Genomic DNA, 22,246 nt, shown 5'->3' with positions numbered 1-22,246 from the left:
GGGGCCCGGGCGCGCGGGCGCGGCCCCGCGCTCAGCCGGTGAGACCGGCGTGCAGCGCGGTCGCGGAGGTGTCGGTCAGCGAGGCGACCTGGTCGATGACCACGCGCAGGGCGGCGGAGTCGTCGGCGGCCCCGGTGAAGGCGGTGCGGAACTGCGGGTCCAGGCCCTCGGGGGCGTTCTTCCACAGGAGGCCGACCAGCTCGGTGATCAGGCGGCGCTCCTCGGCCTGGTAGACCCGGGCCTCCTCCCGCGAGAGCACGAAGTGGGCGGCGACCGCCTTGAGCAGGGCGCACTCCAGCAGGGGGCGGCGGGGCACGAGGAGGTCGCCGCCGTAACGGGTGAGGCGCCCGGGACCGTACGCGGCGCGGGTGGCCTCCTCCGCGGCCCGGCAGAAGCGGCCGATGAGCCCGCTGGTGAGGTTCTTGAGCGCGGCGAGCGAGGCGAGGTCGCCGGTGAACTCGCGCGGCCACGCGGGGTGGGCGATCAGGCCGGTGAAGACCTCGTCGAGTTCGGCCGGGTCGGCGTCGCAGTAGTCGGCGGCGGCGATCCGCACGACCTCGGCGCGCTCGGCGGAGCCGCGCAGGGCCGCGGGGTCCACCAGCCCGGCGTGCAGGGCGTCCTCGACGTCGTGCACGGAGTAGGCGACGTCGTCGGCCCAGTCCATGACCTGGGCCTCGAAGCAGGTGCGCCCCGGGGGCGCGTCCCGGCGCAGCCAGTCGAACACCGCGATGTCGTCGGGGTAGCAGTTGAACTTGTGGGTGTCGCCGCCCTCGCCCCGGAGCCAGGGGTACTTGACGGTGGCGTCGAGGGTGGCGCGGGTGAGGTTGAGCCCCGCGCTGCGCCCGTCGGGGTCGATGACCTTGCCCTCCAGGCGCACGAGCAGTCGCAGGCTCTGGGCGTTGCCCTCGAAACCGCCGCAGTCGGCGGCGGCCTCGTCCAGGGCGCGTTCGCCGTTGTGACCGAAGGGCGGATGCCCCAGGTCGTGGGACAGGCAGGCCGCCTCCACCAGGTCGGGGTCGCAGCCCAGGGCCTGGCCGAGTTCGCGGCCGATCTGGGCGCACTCCAGGGAGTGGGTGAGGCGGGTGCGCGGGAAGTCGCTCACACCGGGCTGGACGACCTGGGTCTTGGCGGCCAGGCGGCGCAGGGCGGCGCTGTGCAGGACCCGGGCCCGGTCCCGTTCGAAGGGGTCGCGGGCCCGGTTCTTGCGGTTCTCCAGGGCCATGCGCTCGGTGTCCTGGTCGGTGTAGCCGAGTGCTCCGCCCTCGCGGGGGTTGTTCGTCATGGTGTCTGCGAGCCTACTTCCCAGCTACGACCCGGGCGCCGTCCGCGCTGGTCAGGCGGCATCGACCTGGATGTCGCTGCTGTCGTTGAAGATCCAGTAGTACCAGAGCGCCGCGGTCTCCCTGGTGATGTACCACAGCTGGGTCCGGCGCTCGATGACCGCGGGCCCCGACCGCGAGGGCGAGGTTCCCGCCTCGATGCCGTGGGCGGCGGCCATGCGTTCGGAGCGCAGGCTGTGCCAGGGGTCGGAGACGAGGATGGCGGTGTCCCAGGAGTTGGCCTCGAAGACCTCGGCGACGGCGTCGATGCTCTGGAGGGTGTCTCTCCCCTCCTCCACCGCGATGATCTGGGCGCCGGGGACGCCCACCTCGATCAGCCAGTTGCGTCCGGAGGCGGCCTCGGTGAAGTTGTCGCCGGGCAGCTTGCCGCCCACGGTGACGATGACCGGGGCCACGCCCTCCAGGTAGAGGGCCTGGGCTTGGCGCAGCCGGGCCTCGAAGACGGGCGAGGGCACGCCGTTGTACTGGCTGGCGCCGAGCACGACGATGGCGTCGGAGGGGGTGCGCTCGTCCTGGCGGGCCACGTACCAGACCCAGGCCCAGGTGCCGACCGGGACGGCCAGGGCGGTGACCAGCAGCAGGCTGACCAGCCAGCGCAGGCGGAAGCGGCGCCGGCCGCGGCGGCGCGGCCGGGAGAAGGACGGCGGCTCGGGGCGGCGGCTGGGAGCGGGCTCCGGGGCGCGCGGGAACTCCTCCTCCGGGAACCCCGCCTCGGGGGGTGCGGGCGCCGGAGGCGGGGAGACGCGGGTGCGGGGCCGGGGGCGCTCGCGGACGAAGCGGCGGGTGAAGACGGCGTCGTCGGCCGCCGGACGGTCGTCGGACACGCCCTGCGGGGCGGTCGCGCCGGGCGCCGGGACCTCGTCGCGCCGGAACTCCCGCGTGGTCCCGTCGTCGGCGGAGAACACGCGGGTGGCATCGTCGTCGGAGCGGGTACGGGCGGCGTCGTCGACGGAGAACGCGCGGGTGCCCTCGGCTCCGGAGGAGGCCGGGACGTAGGCCCCCCGGGAGAAGACCTGGGTGGCCTCGTCGTCGGACGAGGGGGCGGTGGTCGGGTCGTCCCACGGCTCGTCGCCGCGGCCGTCGTTCGCCGTTCGCACCGGCTCACCTCCGCACATTCTCTGGTCGGGGGGCGTGTCACCCCACTGGGACGGCCTCCGCCCACCGCTGGTTCTCAGCGGTTCGGCCCGTGAGAGGACCGTGGCGGAGGGTGGTGTCAGCGCACCCCGTACGCGGTTCTGCGGACACGGGGAGGCGGGCGGGGAAGTGGTGGCCCGGCTGGCGGCCAGAATACATCACGAACAGATCACAGCGCATTCCCGCGCGTTCGGCCGACCGGGACGAGTCTAGGGCGTCGGGGAGGCGCCGTTCCCCCCTCCGCACAGGGACTTCCGCCGCCTCGGCGCGGTGGGGGAAAGCGGGTGCGGCGGTCCGCGGGGACCGCCGCACCCGCGTGCGTCCCCGGCTCGGTCAGGGCGCGGTGTGTCCGGCGGCCCGGCCCGCCTCCAGGCGGGCGACGGGTACCCGGAACGGGGAGCAGGAGACGTAGTCCAGGCCCACGCGGTGGAAGAAGTGCACCGAGGCGGGGTCGCCGCCGTGCTCGCCGCACACACCGAGCTTGATGCCCGGGCGGGCGGCGCGCCCCTCCTCCGCCGCGATGCGCACGAGGCGGCCCACTCCGTCCACGTCCAGGGACTCGAACGGCGAGACCCCGAACACGCCCTTCTCCAGGTAGGCGGAGAAGAAGGAGGCCTCCACGTCGTCGCGCGAGAAGCCCCAGACCGTCTGGGTGAGGTCGTTGGTGCCGAAGGAGAAGAACTCGGCGTTCTCGGCGATCTGCCCGGCGGTCAGCGCGGCGCGGGGCAGCTCGATCATCGTGCCGACGGGGAAATCGAGTTCGACGCCGCTCTCCCGGCCCACCTCGCGCAGCACGCGCAGCGCGTCCTCGCGGATGATCTCCAGTTCCTGCACGGTGCCCACCAGCGGGATCATGATCTCGGGGCGGGGGCGCCCGCCCGCGGCGATCCGGTCGACGGCGGCCTGGGCGATGGCGCGCACCTGCATGGTGAACAGCCCCGGCACGACCAGGCCCAGGCGCACGCCGCGCAGGCCCAGCATCGGGTTCTGCTCGTGCAGCTTGTGCACCGCCTGGAGCACCCGCAGGTCGTTCTCGTGGCTCTCCCCGCGCGCCTCGGCCACGGCCACGCGCACCGACAGCTCGGTGATGTCGGGCAGGAACTCGTGCAGCGGCGGGTCCAGCAGGCGCACGGTCACCGGCAGGCCGTCCATGGCCGCCAGGATGCCGCCGAAGTCCTCGCGCTGGAGCGGCAGCAGCGCGTCGAGGGCCTGCTCCTGCTCCTCAGCGGTGTCGGCGAGGATGAGCCGCTCCACGAGCTGGCGGCGGTCGCCGAGGAACATGTGCTCGGTCCGGCACAGGCCGATCCCCTGCGCGCCCATGCGGCGGGCCCGGGCGGCGTCCTCGGCGGTGTCGGCGTTGGCGCGCACGCGCATGCGGCGGGCGGCGTCCACGTAGTGCATGAGGCGGTCCACCGAGCGCACGAGGTCGTCGGCCTCGTCGGAGGCGGGGTCGATCTCGCCCTCGAAGTAGCGCACGACGGGCGAGTCCACCACGGGGACCTCGCCGAGGAGGACCTCGCCGCTGGTGCCGTCGATGGAGATGACGTCGCCCTCCTCGACCACCTCGCCGCCCGGCGCGGTCATGCGCCGGTTCTTGGTGTCGATGTCGAGCTCCTCCGCGCCGCACACGCAGGTCTTGCCCATGCCGCGGGCGACCACGGCGGCGTGCGAGGTCTTGCCGCCGCGGCTGGTGAGGATGCCCTCGGCGGCGATCATGCCCTCCAGGTCGTCGGGGTTGGTCTCGCGGCGGCACAGGATGACCCTCTCGCCGCTGCGCGACCACTTGACGGCGGTGTAGGAGTCGAAGACGGCCTTGCCGACGGCGGCACCGGGCGAGGCGTTCATGCCGCGGCCCAGGCGGTGGGCGTCCGCCCCGGAGAGGGCCTCCTCGTCGAAGCGGGGGAACATCAGCTGGGCGAGCTGGTCGCCGGTGACCCGCTGGACCGCCTCGTCCAGGGTGATCACGCCCTGGTCCACGAGCTGGTCGGCGATGCGGAACGCGGCGGCGGCCGTGCGCTTGCCCACCCGGGTCTGGAGCATCCACAGCCTGCCGCGTTCGATGGTGAACTCGATGTCGCACAGGTCGCGGTAGTGGTTCTCCAGGGTGTCCATGATGCCCATCAGCTCCCCGTAGCTGGGGGCGTCGATCCCCTCCAGGTCGGCGAGGGGGACGGTGTTGCGGATCCCGGCTACCACGTCCTCGCCCTGGGCGTTCTGGAGGTAGTCGCCGTAGACGCCGGGCTGGCCGGTGGCCGGGTCTCGGGTGAAGGCGACGCCGGTGCCCGAGTCCATGCCGAGGTTGCCGAAGACCATGGAGCAGACGTTGACGGCCGTGCCGAGGTCGGCGGGGATGCGCTCCCGGCGTCGGTAGAGGACGGCGCGGGGGGCGTTCCAGGAGTCGAAGACCGCCCGGACCGCGAGCACCATCTGTTCGCGGGGGTCGCTCGGGAAGGGGTCGCCGGTCCGCTCGCGCACGACCTCCTTGAAGCGGTCCACGAGCAGGCGCAGGTCGGCGGCGTCCAGGTCCAGGTCGCTGGTGACGCCCTTGGCGGCCTTGGCCTCCTCGATGGCGTCCTCGAAGAGTTCGCCGTCGATGCCCTGCACGGTCCTGCCGAACATCTGGATCAGGCGCCGGTAGGAGTCCCAGGCGAAGCGCTCGTCGCCGCCCCGGGCGGCCAGGCCCGCGACGGACTCGTCGTTGAGGCCGATGTTGAGGACGGTCTCCATCATGCCGGGCATGGAGAACCTGGCGCCCGAGCGCACGCTGACCAGGAGCGGGTCGTCGGCCTGGCCCAGGCGGCGCCCCATGGCCTTCTCCAGTTCCTGGAGGTTGGCCTCGATCTCGGCGTCGAGTCCGGCGGGCATGCTGCCGTGGGAGAGGTAGTGGCGGCACGCCTCGGTGGTGATGGTGAACCCGGGGGGAACGGGCAGGCCGAGGTTGGTCATCTCGGCGAGGTTGGCCCCCTTACCGCCGAGGAGATCCTTCAGGTCCTTGTTGCCCTCGGTGAACGTGTAGACGTACTTGGCCACGGGGGTGCTCCCTCGCTTCTCGACGGCGCAGCGCTGGGTCGGCGCCTGTGCCCGGATGGGCGCGACTCTATCCACACTCCGCATCATCACTCGCCCATGAACTCCCTTTTTTCGACATACTCCCAGTTCACAGCTGTTAAAAAGGTCTATACCAATGGTTCAGCGAAGGAGAAGCCGCCGAACGCCCCGATCCGGCGAGCGGAGCCGCCGATGGAGACGACCCCGCTGGTCACGGAGTCGGCCATGCGCCCGGAAGCCGTGCGTCCCCGGCGAGCGCCACCCCGGGAGGTCACACGACCAATGTTGCGCCACACCCGTCACGGGAGAATGCCTGTGCCGCGAAACACAGGACTACCGATCAGTAACCTACGGAGCCGTAGGTTAGGCTTCGGGTGGGCCCGCAGCGGGGCGGACCGCGGGATGGAGGAGTGCAGCGTGTCGGAGGAACAGGCGCGGGGTACCGGGCGCACGGAGACCGACCGGGAGGACCGCGGGGGCCCGCGCGAAGGCGGGCGCGAACCGGGGTCCGGCGTTCCCTCGGGCGCGTCCGTGCCCGAGAGGGCCGCGGCGGCGGCCGAGGAGCTGCTGGAGGCGGTCAAACCGCGGCTGCGCGGCTGGCTGCACCTGGGGACGGCTCCGCTCGCCCTGGCGGCGGGCATCGTCCTGGTGTCCCTGTCCCCCACCGTGCCCGCCATGATCGCCAGCGCCGTGTACGCGCTCAGCGCGGTGATGCTCTTCGCCACCTCGGCGGTCTACCACGTGGGGCGATGGTCGCCGCGCGCGCAGAAGGTGCTGCGCCGCATGGACCACTCCAACATCTACCTGATCATCGCGGGCACCTACACGCCGTTCGTGCTGCTCGTGCTCGAAGGCACGCTGCGCACCGCCATGCTCGTGCTGATCTGGGGCGGGGCGATCGCCGGGGTCGGCTTCAAGATGCTGTGGCTCAACGCGCCGCGCTGGCTGTCCACCGCGCTGTACCTGGCCATCGGCTGGGTGGCGGTGCTGTTCATCCCCCAGCTGATCGGCGGCACCCACCCGGCGACGTGGATCCTCATCCTGGTGGGCGGGGTGCTGTACAGCGTCGGCGCGGTGGTCTACGGGCTCAAGTGGCCCGACCCGGCGCCGCGCTGGTTCGGCTTCCACGAGATCTTCCACTCGCTGACCATCGCGGCGTTCGTCTGCCACTATGTCGCGGTGTCGTTCGTGGTCTACACCACGGGCTGAAGAAACAGGCACCGCGACCGGGGGGTGCCGTTCGCGGTCTACACCACGGGCTGAAGAAACAGGCACCGCGACCGGGGGTGCCGTTCGCGGTCCGCACGACGGGCTGAAAGAACAGGCACCGCCCCCGCGCTGACCCGGACCCCTTCCGGGAGGAAGCCGGACCAGCGCGGGGGCGCGGCCGCCGCCCGGATCAGGCGAAGCCGAACACCGGCGGGAACACCACCACGACCAGAGCCGCCCAGACCGCGTAGACCGGCAGGTAGGCCGTCTGCCACCGTTCGACCGCGGCGAACGGGCGGGTGCCCCGCACGAAACCCGCCATCAGCCACGCCGACCACGCCAGGTGCACCAGCAGCACGAGGTTGAGGCCGAGCGCGGCGGTCTTGTTGGCGGTGAACCCGAACTCGGCGATGCGGGTCAGCATCGCCGTCAGCGCGACGGCGTCCACCGCGAGCGCCGCCCCGACCAGCGCGAGCTGGAGCCAGTCGAACACGCCCGGCGGGGACAGCGGGGCGCGGGCGGAGACCGAGTACAGCAGCAGGAACAGGACCAGCACCAGAACGGCGTCCATGATGATGAGCAGTTCGCGGTCCACGGTGGTCAGCGGACCGTTCACCAGGAGCGCCACCAGGTCCGCGAGCAGCATCAGGAGCGCCAGCGGCGTGAAGACCCGGGTCAGGACGGGCGCGATGTTCTCCACCACGCTCTTCTTGGCCTCCACCAGCCAAGCGGCCACCAGGAGCGCGCCGGGCACGCCGAACGGCAGCAGCCAGTCCTCCATGAACGGTTCCAGGTCGACCTCCACCAGGGCGAGCACCCCGAAGGTGAGGCCGACCAGGACCGCGGATCCCAGCACGATCAGCGCCAGGTACATCACGAGTTCGCCGATGAACCGCACGAAGTCCATGCGCCGGTCGTGGGAGCGCCAGTGCCCGCCCGTGTGCAGGACGCCCACGAGCAGCCACAGCAGGACCGGGGCGTGCGTGAACGCGAGCACGGCGGTCATGCCGGGGCCCGCGAACGGCCCGGAGGCCGCCTCGAACGGGTAGAGGTTCACGGCCAGGGCCGGTACCGCCGCGACGGCGGCCAGCACCGCGCACACACGCCACGACGCCCGCCTCTTCCAGGCGAACCACCCCGCCAGGAACGGGAGCACCACGAAGGCGACGTTGCGCAACTGCGCGAACTCGTCGTCGACCGCCGTGAACAGGAGCTTGACCGCCAGCCCCGCGCCGAGCGCGAACGCGAGCACCACACCGAGATCGCGCCAGCGCGCGAGTCCGCCCGCCCCGTCCTCGGCCTCGGGGACGAGGACCAGCTGTTTCCAGAGCCGGTGGGAGTGCTCGCGCGCGAACTCCCGCGACACCTCGTCCAGGTTGCCCATGCGCCTGACCGCGACGAGGAAGGCCTCCTCGTCGTCCAAACCGCTCGCCCCCAGGTCGGCGATCTGCTCGCGCAGGTGGTCCTCCATCTCCTCGACGTCGGAGGGGGAGATGGCCCGGCGGCGGCGCACGAAGCCGCGCCACTGGTCGATCTGCTCCTCCAGGACCTCACCGCGTGCGGTCCCGCTCATCAGGCGATCCCCCCTGCGGCGGCGTCCCCGAGGACCGGGGGCCGCGACGCGGCCTGCCACACCTGTTGGAGGGCGTCGGCGACGACTCCCCACTGCTTCTGCCGCTCGGCCAGCGTCTCCAGCCCGGCCTCCGTGATCGCGTAGTGCTTGCGGCGCCGCCCCGTCTCGGACGCGCCCCAGGACGCCCGGACGTAGCCGTTGCGCTCCAGGCGGTGCAGCAGGGGGTAGAGCATGCCGTCCGTCCACTGCATCCGACCGTCGGAGAGCTCCTTGACGCGTTTGACGATGGCGTACCCGTAGGACTCGCCCTCGGCCAGGATGCCCAGGACGAGCGGTGTGGCCGACGCCGCGACCAGGTCCTTGTCGATGTGCACGCGCACTTCCTATGCCTAGTTCCGCTAGGGTTTATTAACCTAGCAGAACTAGGCATAGAAGAACGAGGTATCGAGTCCGGTCTCCACCAGTGTCACGATTCGCTCACACGACAGGACAGGACACACCAAACGACCGCGTAACGCGCACCCCTACCGCTAGGTTGAGAGCCGGTTCCCGCGGCCGTGTGCGGCCCGGGGCCGAAGAGGCGGCCGGAAACCACTCCCCCCGGGTCCGGCCGTCTCGCCGTGTCGGCGTTCCCCGCGAAAGCACGAGGGCCGCCCGCCCCGCTCGGGGACGGACGGCCCTCGCCGCTCAGGTGGCTAGCAGCCGGGCAGGCGCTCGAACAGGTAGGTCTCCACGCGGTCCAGGGACACGCGCTCCTGGGACATGGTGTCGCGCTCGCGCACGGTCACCGCGTCGTCCTCCAGGGTGTCGAAGTCCACCGTCACGCAGAACGGGGTGCCGATCTCGTCCTGGCGGCGGTAGCGACGGCCGATCGCACCGGCGTCGTCGAACTCCACGTTCCAGCGCTTGCGCAGCCTGGCGGCCAGGTCGCGGGCCTTGGGCGAGAGGTCGGCGTTGCGCGACAGCGGCAGCACCGCGGCCTTGACCGGGGCCAGGCGCGGGTCCAGGCGCATGACGGCGCGCTTCTCCAGCTTGCCCTTGGCGTTGGGCGCCTCGTCCACGTTGTAGGCGTCCAGCATGAACGTGAGCACCGCCCGGTCGACACCGGCCGCGGGCTCGATGACGTAGGGGATGTAGCGCTCGTTGCTCTCCTGGTCGAAGTAGGACAGGTCGGCGCCCGAGGCCTCGGAGTGGGTCCGCAGGTCGTAGTCGGTGCGGTTGGCGATGCCCTCCAGCTCGCCCCACTCCGAGCCCTGGAAGTTGAAGCGGTACTCGATGTCGACGGTGCGCTTGGAGTAGTGGGACAGCTTCTCCTGCGGGTGCTCGTACAGGCGCAGGTTGTCCTTGGCGATGCCCAGGTCGACGTACCACTGGTGGCGGATGTCGATCCAGTGCTGGTGCCACTCCTCGTCGCTGCCGGGCTTGACGAAGAACTCCATCTCCATCTGCTCGAACTCGCGGGTCCGGAAGATGAAGTTGCCCGGGGTGATCTCGTTGCGGAACGACTTGCCGATCTGGCCGATACCGAAGGGCACCTTGCGGCGGGCGCTCTGCTCGACGTTCTTGTAGTTGATGAAGATGCCCTGGGCGGTCTCCGGGCGCAGGTAGGCCAGGCCCTTCTCGTCCTGGACCGGGCCCAGGTAGGTGCGCAGCAGGCCGTTGAACATGCGCGGCTCGGTGAAGGAGTCCTTGGCGCCGCAGTTGGGGCAGGCGATGGCGGCCAGGCCCTCGGCGGGCTCGTGGCCGTGCTTCTCCTCGTAGGCCTCGATGAGGTGGTCCGCCCGGAAGCGCTTGTGGCAGGACTGGCACTCGGTGAGCGGGTCGACGAAGGCCGTCACGTGGCCGGAGGCCTCCCAGACCTCGCGGGCCAGGATGACGCTGGAGTCCAGGCCGACGATGTCGTCGCGCTCCTGCACCATGGAGCGCCACCACTGGCGCTTGACGTTGTTCTTGAGCTCGACGCCGAGGGGGCCGTAGTCCCAGGCGGCTCGCAGACCCCCGTAGATCTCGCTGGAGGGGTAGACCAGACCTCGGCGCTTGGCGAGGTTGACCAGTGCGTCCATTGCCTCTGACTTGGCGGCCATGGGGAACTCTCCATCCGGCTGGGTGTCGGTGGATCGCGTGCGCGATACATCGGTTGGTGTGGAAACACGGCGCCGCCGAAACCGGGGAGCGGCAACAGCGACGACCGCGTCCGTCCAGGCTAGGGCAACCAGGGGTGCACGCACGCACGTTTCGAGGGTGCGGCAACCCTCTTCAGGGGTGCGGAAACCGTTCCCGGAGGTGCGGAAACCGCCTCCAAGCGTGCGGAAACCGTCCGGAGGGCTCAGGCCGGGGCCCCACCCCCGGTCACGAGTTCGAACGCGGTGGGTTCGTCGATGGCGCGCGAGAGCAGCGGCACGGCGTTGACCTTGACGTCGAAGTCGGACAGGGCCCTGCGGTAGAAGCCGGCGCCGTCCCACTCGGTGACCACGGTCCACAGGCAGGGGTCGTCCGCGGCGCGGCCCACCCGGTGGCCGCGGAAGCCGGGGCGGCGGGAGAGCACCTCGATCGCGGCGGCGGCGTCGGTCTGGAAGGCCGCGGTGTCGGCCTCGGGCACGGAGTAGCGGGTGATGACGATCACGGTCCCATTGTGGCCCACCCGGGAGGCCGCCGGGCGGTTGTCCACAGGCGCGGATCCAGCTCCGGGCGGCCCTCCCTCCCGGAGCACGGAACCCTCAGGAGCCCGAAGGCCTCCGGGACACGGGTCCCGGATCACCCCCGGCCGAAGACCCGGTCCACGACGCGGGCCGCGGCCCGGCCGTCGTCGAGCGGGCAGAACCGCTCCACGAACGAGCGGTAGGCGTCCCCGCTGCGCCGGGCCACCTCGTCGATGTCCAGCAGGGCCTCGACGACCTGGTCGGACCCGGTCAGCAGCGGTCCCGGCGCGTTCTCCTCGAAGTCGAAGTAGAACCCGCGCAGGTTGTCCCGGTAGCTCTCCAGGTCGTAGGTGAAGAAGAGCATCGGCCGCCCGGTGTTGGCGAAGTCGAACATCATCGACGAGTAGTCCGTGACGAGCACGTCGGTGATGAGGAAGAGCTCCATGATCTCCGGGTAGAGGGACACGTCGTAAACGAAGTCCCTGCCCACGATGGGCACGCTGTCCACCACCCGCGGGTGCCTGCGCACCAGCAGCACGTGGTCGTCGCCGAGCTTGTCGTACATCCGGCGCAGGTCCAGGTGCAGGTCCAGCTTGTGCCTGCCGCGCGTGTAGTACTTGTCGTCGCGCCAGGTCGGCGCGTACAGCACCACCTTCCTGCCCTCGGGAAGGCCGAGCCTTCGCCGGGTGCGCTCGGCGACGGCCTCGCGGTCGGGGGCGAAGAAGATGTCGTTGCGCGGGTAGCCGGTCTCCAGCACCTCGCCCTCGAAGCGGAAGGCGCTGCGCAGGATCGGGGTCGCCCACGGGCTCGGCGAGACCAGGTAGTCCCACTGCGCGGTCTCCCAGGCGAGCTTGTCGAAGTAGTCGCGCGACTTGCCGCGGATGTTCTCGACGTCGAAGCCGATCCGCTTGAGCATCGAGCCGTGCCAGGTCTGCACGACCACCTGGTCGGGGTGGCGGTGGAACCACGGGGGCTGGCGGGAGTTGGTGACCAGGTAGCGGGTGCGGGCCAGCGCCTCGTAGTACTCCCGGCCCCGGTGCCGCACGGCGGTCAGGTCGTCGGGCAGGCGCACCTGGCCGTCGGCGACCAGCCACGACATCGGGTGCTGCGCCCAGCGCGCCCTCCCCCGCAGCTCCGCGTAGACGCTCTGCGGGCTGTCGGAGTACTGGCGGCCGGTGTAGCTGTCGAAGAGCACGCCCTCGGCGACGGGCTCGCGGCGCCGGGCCGGGTAGTGGCGCTCGCGCAGCTCGCGCTGGGCGAAGGTGCCGCGCTCGGCGGGGCGCAGGTCGCTGCCCACCTGGAGCACGGGCACACCGCGCCCCTGGCAGGACAGGGTGTAGGAGCGCTCGCCGGTCTGCATCTCCAGCGGCAGGTCGGGGATGAGCGCGTCGGAGAACTCCACACCCACGTCCGTCGCGTCGGCGCCGCCCCCGGCGGTGTCGCCGACCCGGCCCCACAGCTGGTAGGCGCCCGCGGGCAGGGACAGCTCGCCGGACAGGGTGGGGACGTCGGCGGGTGCGAAGCGGGCCGTGAAGCGGCTGCCGGAGCGCTCCACCCTCAGCGGGTGCTCCTCGTCGCGGCCGCGCGCCCGGGCGACCAGCTCCAGGTCGGCGTCGGCGGAGAACTCCCCCTCCAGCAGCAGGGCGCGGCCCTCCCAGCGGGCGCGGTCGACCACGGGCCGGGCGTGCCCCGCGCGCAGTTTGAGGTGACCGGTCGCGGTGCGCAGGACGGCCAGCTCCCGGCGGCCGTCCTCGGCCGCGTAGGCGGCGGTGGCCGTCTCGTCGGGCAGGATCAGGGCGACGGCCTGCCCGTCCGGGGTCACCAGGTGGACGTCCCACTCCTCCTGGCGGATCACGCCGCCGCACTCGGTGACGCCGCGGTCGAAGAGCTCGTCGGCGCACACGCGGGCGGTGACGCGGCCGCCGTGGACGGTGGCCGGGTAGGTGAGCGCGGCGGTGCCGGGGCGGCGGGTCAGGCGCAGCCCGGTGGCCTCGGCCGCGGGCGCGGACACCAGTTCGCCCTCCAGCTCCAGCACACCGGTGCGGGCGTCGAAGCGGTGCTCGGCCACGCGCGCGCGGGCCGGTTCGACGCTGATCAGCAGCTGGCGGTCCTTGCTCCAGTGCGGGCGCACCCACACGTCCCCGTCCACGCGGTGGTAGCCCGGGCGCTCGGGCGGGCCGGGGACGGGGTTGGCGACGATCCTGCGGCGGGTGATCCCGCGGTTGAGGACGACCAGCTCCAGTTTCCAGTCGCCGGGCTCCCACCCGCCGGAGGAGCGCAGCTTGCGGGGGTCGACGATGACGGTGAAGCCCCCGTGGTCGTGGCGGGCGGCGTCGATGACGTCGGGGAGGCGGTACTCGGCGGCGAGCCGCACGCGCACGGGCACGCGGACGCGGCGGCGGGTGGAGGTGTTGACCGCGAAGGCCGCCAGGTGCTGCTGCCAGCGTCTGCGGGCGCGCAGGTGGCGGATGCCGACGCGGCCGCTGACGTGCAGGCGGCCGTTCGACCAGCGGACGTCCTCGGTCTTCTGGCGGACCCGGATGTCCTCGCCGAGCCGGTACACCTCGCGCGGCACCGCCCGGTCGGGGTCCTCAGACTCGAAGAAGGGGTAGCGGACGTAGTAGCCCAGGCCGCGCCGCACGACGGTGGCCTTCTTGATCTCGACGCTCTTGGCGAAGGTCGCGACCTCCAGGACGTCGGCCGTGCGCCGTCTGCGCACCAGGTGGTACAGGAGGCGGTCGAGCACGTTGAGGCCGCGCAGGAGGCGCGCGGGCACGTGGTCGAGGTAGGCGTTGAGCAGGTCGACGGCGGCCTCGCGGGCCTCCTCGTCGGCGTCGTCCAGGCGCAGCAGGAGCTGGTGCAGCTCGCCGCCGAGCAGGGTGCGGTCCCACAGTTCGCGGTCGGCGCTGGCGAGGCCGGCGGCGAGGTCGCCCATGGCGGTGAGGCGCCGGGTGAGGGCGGCCTTGTCCAGGGGCGGGCGGGCGGCCTCGCGCCGGCGCATGAGCAGGACGGGGCCGGGCAGGGTGTCCACGCTCTCCGCGGACAGGGCGGCCCGGCGCAGGCCCAGGTCTGCGTCCTCGGCGTCCAGGGAGTGGTCGGGCAGGGTGTTCCAGAACTCCCGGCGCCAGAGCTTGTTGCCCAGGGTGGCGTCGGCGGCGAGTCCGGGGACGGCGCGGGGGTCCTCGGCCATGCGGTGCCTGCCGCAGTACCTGCGGTGCGCCTTGGAGGGGGAGGCGCCCAGTTCGTCGAACCTGTACGCGTTGCCGACGACCAGGTCCGAGCGGGTGTCGCCCGCGCTGCGCAGGAGGTAGGCCAGGGCGTAGCCGGTGAGGGCGTCGGAGCCCTCCAGGAAGAGCAGGTGGGTGCCGTGCGCGGCAGCGGTGCCGCGGGCGCGGGCGGCGGGGCGGTCGGGGGCGGGCTCGCCGGTCAGGAGCGCGGCGGTGAGGCCGGGCGGCGGTGCGGCGGCGAACGCGGCGGCCAGGGCGAGCGCGTCCTCGCGGGCGGGTTCGACGGCCTCGTCCCCCTGCTCGTTCTCCTCCCCCCGGGCGTCGGCCTCGGTGTTGTCGGCGGCGTCCTCGTCGCCTCCGTTGTCGGCGTCGGTGCTCTCGGGGACGGGCTCGTCCCCGGTCTCGGCGCCTTCGGCGCGGAGGCGGTCGCCGTCGCGGACGGGGACCAGGACCACCTGCGCGTCCACCCGGGGCTCGCCGGTCCCGCCGTCGTCGCGTTGGCGGGCCAGGGAGTCGAGGCAGTGCTGCAGGTGGGGCTCGGTGACGTCGAACGTCACGATGACAGTGGCTTCGGGCACGGAAGTTGACACCCTCCGGAGGGTTCGACGGGCCGCGCGGGCGACTGGGCGCGCTGGCCGCGTACATCAGACGACTGACGACTGCGAGTGTAGATTTTGTGACTCAGAGTCAACACGGTACCGATGGCTGTGCGCCACGCGGAAGGCGGGAGGGGGTGCTCGGCGCGGCAGCGCCGGCGCCCGGCGGCGGGCCGGGGTCCTGCACTAGGGTTCAGGACACAAGTATCACAGGCCCGGTGGCCCGCCGCCCACCTCTTCCGGGAGATGGGCGCGCCCCCGCTCGGGCCTGTCCGGCGGCGGCACGGACCAGAAGCGGACACGGACAGCATGGCCCCTCCCGAACACGGTGACGAGAAGCGGCGCCCAGACCAGGACCGGCCCCGGCGCGAGGGGGACTCCCCCCGCGCGAGGAGGGCGGGCGGACTGCGCAGGGCGGTGGAGGAGCGCAGCGCGGTGCCCCTCGTGTGGCTGCACCAGGGCCCCCGGTGGCTGGCGCCGCTGGCGGTGGGCGCCCTGTTCATAGCGGGGCTGGTGGCGCCCGGCCCGGTCGGTGCGGTGTGCCTGCTGCTGGTCGCCGCGTTCGTCGCGTGGTTGGCGTTCCTGACCTGGCCCTCCCTCGGCGGCCAGCCGAGGGCCGCGCGGGTGCTCATGGTGGTGGTCGTGCTGGTGCTGGCGGTGGCGCGGATCCTGGGCTACTGACACGACGGCACCGAAAAGATCACGAATCCGCCATATTTTGACAATCATTTTCGTTTTCGTGATAATGGAACGGTGTCTGACCAGTTCACGGCCGTCGCGGGCGACGCGCCGCCCGCATTCCAGGCCGTCGACGCGCGTGTGGCCTACGACGGCGTCCCCGTGCTCGACGGTGTGAGCCTCGACGTGCCCGCGGGCCAGACGATGGCCGTCCTGGGCCCCAACGGCTCCGGCAAGTCCACCCTGATGCGCTCGATGCTGGGCATCGTGCCCCTGACCTCAGGCGAGGTCCTGGTGCACGGCGTCCCGCTGCGCCGGTTCCGCGCCTGGCGGCGGATCGGCTACGTGCCCCAGCGGCTCACCGCCGGGGGCGCAGTCCCCGCCACCGTCCGCGAGATCGTCGCCTCAGGGCAGGTCGCCTCGCGCCGCCGCCTGTCGCTGCCCACCCGCGCCGACCGCGCGGCCGTGGACGAGGCCCTGGAGACCGTCGGGCTGGCCGACCGGGGCCGCCACGCGGTGCGCGAACTCTCCGGCGGCCAGCAGCAGCGCGTGCTCATCGCCCGCGCCCTGGCCGGGCGGCCCGACACCTTCGTCATGGACGAGCCCATGGCCGGTGTGGACGCCGAGAACCAGCGCGCGCTGGCCGAGACCATCGCCCGCCTGCGCGGGCGCGGCGCGACCGTGGTCCTGGTCCTGCACGAACTGGGCCCGCTGGAGAACGTGATCGAGCGCGCCGTGGTGCTGGAGTCGGGCCGCGTGGTGCACGACGGCGCCGCGCCCGCGCCCACCGGCGCGTGCGCCCGGCCCGGACACGATCACCAGCACCCCCACCCCGACCCCAACGCCCCCGACTCCGCGGGCTCCACGGCCGCGGAGATGATCCGACTCGAGGTACCCGGCCGTGACTGAGCTGCTCCACTACGAGTTCATGCGGCGCGCGCTGGTCGCGGCGGTGCTCGTCGGCCTGGTCACACCCATCATCGGCACCTACCTCGTCCAGCGGCGTCTGGCCCTGCTGGGCGACGGGATCGGCCACGTCGCCCTGACCGGGGTGGCGCTGGGCCTGCTCACCAGCACCTCGCCGGTGCTCACCGCGGCCGTGGTGGCCACGCTGGGCGCCGTGCTCATCGAACTGGTGCGGGTGCGCGCCCGCACCAGCGGGGACGTGGCCCTGGCGCTGCTGTTCTACGGCGGCATCGCCGGTGGCGTGCTGCTCATCGGGCTCACGCCCGGGGCGAGCAACGCCACGCTGGTCTCCTACCTGTTCGGCTCGGTGAGCACGGTGGAGGAGTCCGACCTGTGGGTGGTGGGCGTGCTCGCCGCCGGTGTGATCGCGGTGGTGGCGGTCTTCGGCCGCGAGCTGTTCGTGCTGTGCCAGGACGAGGAGGTGGCGCGGGCCCACGGGCTGCCGGTGCGCTTCCTGAGCGTGCTGCTGGCCGTGACCGCCGCGCTGACGGTGGTCATCGCGATGCGCGTGGTGGGCGTGCTCATGGTGAGCGCGCTGATGATCGTCCCGGTCGCCGCCGCCCAGCAGCTCACCAGGAGCTTCCGGGTGACGATGCTCCTGGCCGTGCTGATCGGACTGCTGTCCTCGGTGGGCGGCCTGACCACGTCCTTCTACGCCGAACTCTCCCCCGGCGCGACGATCGTGCTGCTGGCCCTGGCCGTCTTCGGCCTGGCCGTGGCGGTCGGCGGCGTGCTGCGCCGCGCCTCGGGGCGCCGCTCCGCGGCGGCCTTCGATCCCGCAGGTGGGAGTTCGACCGGTACGATGCCCCAGACTGAGCGGGGGAGGGTGAGACCATGAGTACACGACGCGAAGCGGTCCGCGAGGCGCTGACCGGTTCCGACGGTTTCCGCAGCGCCCAGGACCTGTACGCGGACCTGCGCGCCGACGGTTCCAAGATCGGCCTGACCACCGTCTACCGGGCGCTCCAGGCGCTGAGCGACTCCGGTGAGGTGGACGTGCTGCGCACCGACGAGGGCGAGGCCGTCTACCGGGCGTGCGGCACCGAGAGCCACCACCACCACATCGTGTGCCGGGTGTGCGCGACCGCGGTGGAGATCGAGGGGCCCACGGTGGAGAAGTGGGCCGCCGAGATGGGCGCCAAGCACGGCTTCACCGGTGTGACGCACACCGTGGAGGTCTTCGGGACCTGCGCCAACTGCTCCTAGCCGGGGCGGCCGAGCGCGGTCGGGGCTGTCTGCCCCGGCGGGTCCGCGCCCGGAGCGCCGACGCGTCGTGGGCGCGGCGCCCCGCGGCGCTTCAGTCCCGGCGCAGCGGGTCCAGGCTGGGGCGCTTGGGGTTGACGTTGTCCCCCGAGGAGCGGCCGGTGAGGCGGCGGCCGATCCACGGAACCAGGAACTCGCGCGCCCAGTGCAGGTCCTCCTGGCGGGCGGAGCGCCAGTCGCGGGGGTCGGCGGGCGGCCACGGCTGCTTCCAGTCGCCCTCCACCGGCACCCCGAGCACCTCGGCCACGCGCAGCGCCATGCGGCGGTGGCCCTCCGGGGACAGGTGCAGGCGGTCCCAGCTCCAGGCGCGGGCGTCGTCCAGGACCCGCATGCTCCACACGTCCACCACGTCGCAGCCGTAGCGGTCGGCGATGGCGCGCAGGTGCATGTTGTACGTGGCGATCCGGCCGCGCATGTGGCGCATCACGGGCTGCCAGTTGGTGTCGAACCCGGTGAAGACCACGATGCGCGCGCCGGTCCGGCTGAGCTCCTCCACCGCCGCGGCGAAGGCCACGGCCACGGCGTCGGGGTCGCTGCCGGGGCGGATGATGTCGTTGCCGCCCGCGCACAGCGTGATCAGGTCCGGCGAGAGCTCCACGGCCCGGGGGACCTGCTCCTCGGCGATCTGGCCGATGAGCTTGCCGCGCACCGCGAGGTTGGCGTAGCGCACCTCCGCGACGTGGTCGGCGAGGTGTTCGGCCAGACGGTCGGCCCACCCCCGGTAGCGGCCGTCGGGCGCGCCGCCGCCGTCCGGGTAGGGGTCGCTCATGCCCTCGGTGAAGCTGTCACCGAGGGCGACGTAGGACAGGATGTCCTCGTGCACCAAGTTCGTCCCAAAACCGCTCATAATGCCCGATCATCCAACTCCGCGCCAGGGTTACGCGACAGTAGGTTGATCGTTTCCGGCGTTTTGGGAGCCACCTCACACCGGGACGGCGGCGGTCAGCGGTCCTTGGTGATCCGGGACAGCTCCGGGCGCTTGGCCGTGACCGTGTCGCCGGAGGAGCGCCCGGTCAGGCGGCGGCCGATCCACGGGCCGAGCGACTCCCTGACCCAGGTCAGGTCCTCCCGGCGCGCGCGGGCCCAGCCGACCGGTTCGCTGTGCGGCCACGGCTCGTCCCAGCGCTCCGTCACCGGCACGCCCAGCACCTCGGCCACGCGCAGCGCCAGGCGGCGGTGCCCCTCGGGGGACATGTGCAGCCGGTCCTCGTCCCAGGCCCGGGGGTCGGTGAGCACCTCCATCGGCCACTGGTCCACCAGGAGGCAGCCGTGCCTGTCGGCGACGGCGCGCACGTGCATGTAGTAGCGCGCGAACAGGCCGATGGTGCCGCGCATGTAGCCCGTGGTGACGTTGACGCCGGTGAAGAGCACGACCTGGCTCCCCGCGGCGCGCAGGCGGCCCACCGTGTGGTCCAGGATCCTGGCCATCCGCTCGGGGTCCCCGCCCGGGCGCAGCAGATCGTTGCCGCCCGCGCTCAGGGTGACCAGGTCCGGGGCCATCTCCAGGACGGGCGGGAGCTGGTCGGTGACGATCTGGCGCATGAGCTTGCCGCGCACCGCCAGGTTCGCGTACAGGACCTCGCCCAGGTCGTCCGCCAGGTGCTCGGCCAGCCGGTCGGCCCAGCCGCGGAAGCCCGCGCCCGGCTCCGGGTAGGGGTCGCCCACGCCCTCGGTGAAGCTGTCGCCCACCGAGGCGAGCGACATGCCCGGCCTGAGCAGCGGACCGTCCGAACCTGCCATCACTTCTCCTCCTCCGACACGGGGTTGGGCACGGCACCGCCGTAGCGGCGGTCCCGGCTCGCGTAGATCTCACAGGCCCGCCACAGGTCGCGGCGGTCGAAGTCGGGCCAGAGCGTGTCCAGGAAGACGAACTCGGCGTAGGCGGACTGCCAGAGGAGGAAGTTGGACGTGCGCTGCTCGCCGGAGGAGCGCACGAACAGGTCCACGGGCGGCACGTCGGGGGCGTAGAGGTGCTGGGCGAGGGTGTCCTCGGTGATCTTCTCCGGGGAGATCTGGCCCGCCGCCGCCCTGCGGGCCAGCTCGCGCGCGGCGTCGACGATCTCGGCCTGGCCGCCGTAGTTCACGCAGAACTGGAGGGTGAGCGCGGTGTTGTCCCTGGTCATCTCCTCCGCGTCCTGGAGTTCGCGGATGACGCTCTTCCACAGCCGCCCCGCGCGCCCGGCCCACTTGACGCGGACCCCCCGCGCGTGCAGCTCGTCGCGGCGCCTGCGGATGGTGTCGCGGTTGAAGCCCATGAGGAAGCGCACCTCGTCGGGCGAGCGCTTCCAGTTCTCGGTGGAGAAGGCGTAGGCGGACAGGTTGGCCACGCCCATCTCCAGGGCGCCCTCGATCACGTCGAAGAGCGAGGACTCACCGGCCTTGTGCCCCTCGGTGCGCGCCAGCCCGCGCTCCTTGGCCCAACGGCCGTTGCCGTCCATGACCACGGCCACGTGCCGGGGCACCAGCTGGGCGGGGAGCTCGGGGGGACGCGCGCCGCTGGGGTGCGGAACGGGCGCGGAGTACTCCCGCCGTTTACCGGTGTCGAAGCTGAACAGACTCAAGAACGCTCCACATGGCGCAGTGATCGGATTCCGTTTTCCAGGTGCCACTGTAGGTAGGCCGCGACCAGCCCGCTGCACTCGGAGCGCTGCCTGTCCTCGCTGGCGTCCGCGCTCTCCCAGTCCCCTCCGAGCAGCGCCGACATGAGACGGAGCGTGTCCGGCGACGGGTGCACGGAGCCGTGGGGACGGCACACCGTGCAGACCATACCTCCGGCGTGGACCGCGAACGCGCGGTGCTCCCCCCGGCTGCCGCAGCGGGCGCACTCGGCCAGGGAGGGCGCGTACCCGGCGACGGCGAGCGAGCGCAGCAGGTAGGCGTCCAGGACCAGCCGGGAGTCGTGGCTTCCCTCACCCAGGGTACGCAGCGCGCCGATGAGCAGGAGGAACTGGCGCAGCGCCGGGTCCTTCTCGACCGAGACGACCTTCTCCGCGGTCTCCAGCATCGCGGTGGCGGCGGTGTAGCGGGAGTAGTCGGACACCACCGCCTCGCCGTAGGCGCGCACGGTCTCGGCCTGGGTGATCACGTCCAGCGTGCGGCCCGCGTGCAGCTGGAGGTCGACGTGGGTGCACGGCTCCAGGCGGGCGCCGAAGCGGGACTTGGTGCGGCGCACCCCCTTGCCGACGGCGCGGACCAGGCCGGTACGCCGGGTCAGGAGGGTGATGATGCGGTCGGCCTCGCCCAGCTTCTGGTTGCGCAGGACGACACCCTCGTCGCGGTAGAGACTCACACCCCCATTGTCGCGGATACCGCGGACCGTCCACGCGGACGGTGCAGCACGAAACCCCTCCACGACCAGCTTTGTCACAGTTTGGTTTCCCTTTTTGCGACATTTGCTCTACTCTCACGCGCTAGGCGCTCCGCGTCGGGCCCGCCGCCCTTCCCCCGCGGCACTCTCCCGGAGCAGCCGCGCGCATCCCGCGCGCTCCCCGACACGGGTTCACCCGAGACCCGCGGGGCACGAGCGAGGGCCGCCCGGAGCGCGGCCCCGCGCGAGCGGCACCCCGTCGCGCCCGTGCCCCGACGTCCCACTTCCCGAGGAGGGCCCCATGGCGCGTGGTCGCCGAGGCAGGCGCAGGAAGAGCGCCGACCGACACCGCCGCACCGGACGCGGACTGCGCTCGATACCGCTCGCGGTGCCCATGGCCGCGGTTCCCGTCGGCCTGGTCGTGGCGGGCGCGCTGCTGTTCACCGGCGCGGAGTCCGGCCTCAACCCCTTCCAGAACACGGCGGACGGCCAGGCGCGGGAGGGAGGGCTCGGCACCGCGGTCACCGACGACTCGCTCGTGCCCGAGGCCTCCGAGGACGCCGACTTCTTCGCCTCGCCCACCGCGACGCCGGAGCGGGAGCCCGCGCCCTCCGGGCAGGGCGGCGAGCCGCAGAGCGCGCAGGCCTCCTCCGTGCCCGAGGACGGCGGGGACGAGGACACCGGCGGCGGTGGCAGCGGTGGCGGTGACAGCGGCGGCGGCTCGGAGTCCGGTGGTGGCGGCGGCTCGGGCGGCGGTGACGGCGGAGGTGGCGGCGACAGCGGTTCCGACGCCCCCTCCGGCGGGTCGACCGACCAGGTCGTGACCCTGGTCAACGCCCAGCGCGCGGACGCCGGCTGCGGCCCGCTGCGGGTGGACTCGCGGCTGACCGCCGCCGCCCAGGAGCACAGCGAGGACATGGACCGGCGCGACTACATGAGCCACGAGAGCCCCGAGGGCGAGGGCCCCGGGGACCGGGCCGACCGCCACGGTTACGACGCCTGGGGCGCGGAGAACGTCGCCAAGGGGCAGACCAGCCCCCAGCAGGTGATGGACGCCTGGATGAACAGCGACGGGCACCGCAGGAACATCCTCAACTGCGACCTGGTCGCGATCGGCGTCGGCGAGTCCGGCAGCGCCTGGACCCAGATGTTCGGCTGGGAGTGACCTCCGGCGCACGCACGCGGGGCCGCCCCCCCCGGGAGGGCGGCCCCGCGTGCGCGAGGAGAGCGCGGCTGTCGGTCCGAGGTGGGGGCCGGGTGCACGCG

Annotated in this window: 18 protein-coding genes; 6 read left to right on the top strand and 12 right to left on the bottom strand. The window is 72.6% G+C overall.

Annotated elements, in window-relative coordinates:
• Positions 1 to 31: 31 nt before the first annotated feature.
• The 3 genes from AC0VX6_RS07580 to ppdK all read right to left on the bottom strand — a co-directional run bounded on the left by AC0VX6_RS07580 (position 32) and on the right by ppdK (position 5,504).
• The gene (locus tag AC0VX6_RS07580) at positions 32 to 1,282 is read right to left on the bottom strand and encodes a deoxyguanosinetriphosphate triphosphohydrolase (protein ID WP_274976803.1); all 1,251 of its coding nucleotides are present in this window, start codon (positions 1,280 to 1,282) and stop codon (positions 32 to 34) included.
• Positions 1,283 to 1,333: 51 nt separating this feature from the next.
• Positions 1,334 to 2,437, bottom strand: a complete 1,104-nt coding sequence (locus AC0VX6_RS07575) for a YdcF family protein (RefSeq protein ID WP_475467926.1) — start codon at positions 2,435 to 2,437, stop codon at positions 1,334 to 1,336.
• A 370-nt stretch (positions 2,438 to 2,807) separates the two neighbouring features.
• On the bottom strand, positions 2,808 to 5,504 hold the full coding sequence (ppdK, locus tag AC0VX6_RS07570) for a pyruvate, phosphate dikinase (RefSeq protein ID WP_274978076.1): 2,697 nt from the start codon (positions 5,502 to 5,504) through the stop codon (positions 2,808 to 2,810).
• A 420-nt stretch (positions 5,505 to 5,924) separates the two neighbouring features.
• On the opposite strand from ppdK, the gene trhA reads away from it, so the two are divergent.
• Entirely contained in the window at positions 5,925 to 6,731 is an 807-nt protein-coding gene (gene trhA / locus AC0VX6_RS07565) for a PAQR family membrane homeostasis protein TrhA (protein ID WP_274976801.1), read from the top strand.
• Between the two features lie 190 nt (positions 6,732 to 6,921).
• On the opposite strand, the gene AC0VX6_RS07560 is transcribed toward trhA, so the two are convergent.
• The 5 genes from AC0VX6_RS07560 to AC0VX6_RS07540 form a co-directional block, all read right to left on the bottom strand.
• Positions 6,922 to 8,304: a permease prefix domain 1-containing protein gene (locus AC0VX6_RS07560; RefSeq protein WP_475467925.1), complete on the bottom strand. Its 1,383-nt coding sequence runs from the start codon at positions 8,302 to 8,304 to the stop codon at positions 6,922 to 6,924.
• On the bottom strand, positions 8,304 to 8,678 hold the full coding sequence (locus tag AC0VX6_RS07555) for a PadR family transcriptional regulator (protein ID WP_274976799.1): 375 nt from the start codon (positions 8,676 to 8,678) through the stop codon (positions 8,304 to 8,306). Before AC0VX6_RS07555 ends, AC0VX6_RS07560 begins: the two co-directional genes overlap by 1 nt.
• Positions 8,679 to 8,999: 321 nt before the next feature.
• Entirely contained in the window at positions 9,000 to 10,388 is a 1,389-nt protein-coding gene (locus AC0VX6_RS07550) for a glycine--tRNA ligase (RefSeq protein WP_248774069.1), read from the bottom strand.
• A 242-nt stretch (positions 10,389 to 10,630) separates the two neighbouring features.
• Positions 10,631 to 10,927, bottom strand: a complete 297-nt coding sequence (locus AC0VX6_RS07545) for an antibiotic biosynthesis monooxygenase family protein (RefSeq protein WP_274976798.1) — start codon at positions 10,925 to 10,927, stop codon at positions 10,631 to 10,633.
• Positions 10,928 to 11,058: 131 nt separating this feature from the next.
• Complete coding sequence (locus AC0VX6_RS07540) at positions 11,059 to 14,748, bottom strand: CDP-glycerol glycerophosphotransferase family protein (RefSeq protein WP_475467922.1); 3,690 nt, start codon at positions 14,746 to 14,748, stop codon at positions 11,059 to 11,061.
• A 327-nt stretch (positions 14,749 to 15,075) separates the two neighbouring features.
• On the opposite strand from AC0VX6_RS07540, the gene AC0VX6_RS07535 reads away from it, so the two are divergent.
• From AC0VX6_RS07535 to AC0VX6_RS07520, 4 genes are all read left to right on the top strand, one after another.
• Positions 15,076 to 15,447, top strand: coding sequence for a DUF6703 family protein (locus AC0VX6_RS07535; RefSeq protein WP_274976796.1), 372 nt, complete (start codon positions 15,076 to 15,078; stop codon positions 15,445 to 15,447).
• Positions 15,448 to 15,519: 72 nt separating this feature from the next.
• Positions 15,520 to 16,353 (top strand): metal ABC transporter ATP-binding protein, encoded by an 834-nt coding sequence (locus tag AC0VX6_RS07530; RefSeq protein ID WP_274976795.1) that lies wholly within the window; start codon positions 15,520 to 15,522, stop codon positions 16,351 to 16,353.
• On the top strand, positions 16,346 to 17,248 hold the full coding sequence (locus AC0VX6_RS07525; protein WP_248774040.1) for a metal ABC transporter permease: 903 nt from the start codon (positions 16,346 to 16,348) through the stop codon (positions 17,246 to 17,248). The genes AC0VX6_RS07530 and AC0VX6_RS07525 overlap by 8 nt, the downstream gene beginning before the upstream one ends.
• A complete protein-coding gene (locus AC0VX6_RS07520; RefSeq protein ID WP_248774039.1) occupies positions 17,245 to 17,616 on the top strand; it encodes a Fur family transcriptional regulator in 372 nt (123 codons plus the stop codon). The genes AC0VX6_RS07525 and AC0VX6_RS07520 overlap by 4 nt, the downstream gene beginning before the upstream one ends.
• Positions 17,617 to 17,707: 91 nt before the next feature.
• Here AC0VX6_RS07520 and AC0VX6_RS07515 read toward each other — a convergent pair whose 3' ends face one another.
• The 4 genes from AC0VX6_RS07515 to recO all read right to left on the bottom strand — a co-directional run bounded on the left by AC0VX6_RS07515 (position 17,708) and on the right by recO (position 20,962).
• A complete protein-coding gene (locus AC0VX6_RS07515; protein ID WP_274976794.1) occupies positions 17,708 to 18,520 on the bottom strand; it encodes an SGNH/GDSL hydrolase family protein in 813 nt (270 codons plus the stop codon).
• Between the two features lie 95 nt (positions 18,521 to 18,615).
• On the bottom strand, positions 18,616 to 19,413 hold the full coding sequence (locus AC0VX6_RS07510; RefSeq protein ID WP_274976793.1) for an SGNH/GDSL hydrolase family protein: 798 nt from the start codon (positions 19,411 to 19,413) through the stop codon (positions 18,616 to 18,618).
• Positions 19,413 to 20,234: an isoprenyl transferase gene (locus AC0VX6_RS07505; protein ID WP_475467919.1), complete on the bottom strand. Its 822-nt coding sequence runs from the start codon at positions 20,232 to 20,234 to the stop codon at positions 19,413 to 19,415. The genes AC0VX6_RS07510 and AC0VX6_RS07505 overlap by 1 nt, the downstream gene beginning before the upstream one ends.
• Complete coding sequence (gene recO / locus AC0VX6_RS07500) at positions 20,231 to 20,962, bottom strand: DNA repair protein RecO (protein WP_212640976.1); 732 nt, start codon at positions 20,960 to 20,962, stop codon at positions 20,231 to 20,233. Before recO ends, AC0VX6_RS07505 begins: the two co-directional genes overlap by 4 nt.
• Positions 20,963 to 21,281: 319 nt before the next feature.
• Between recO and AC0VX6_RS07495 the strand changes: the two genes are divergently transcribed.
• A complete protein-coding gene (locus tag AC0VX6_RS07495) occupies positions 21,282 to 22,145 on the top strand; it encodes a CAP domain-containing protein (protein WP_274976791.1) in 864 nt (287 codons plus the stop codon).
• Positions 22,146 to 22,246: the final 101 nt, after the last annotated feature.

This window comes from Nocardiopsis sp. iso_25 (genome assembly GCF_056173305.1).
The sequence above is the reverse complement of the archived record's forward strand: the minus strand, read 5'-3'. Positions and strand labels throughout refer to the sequence as shown.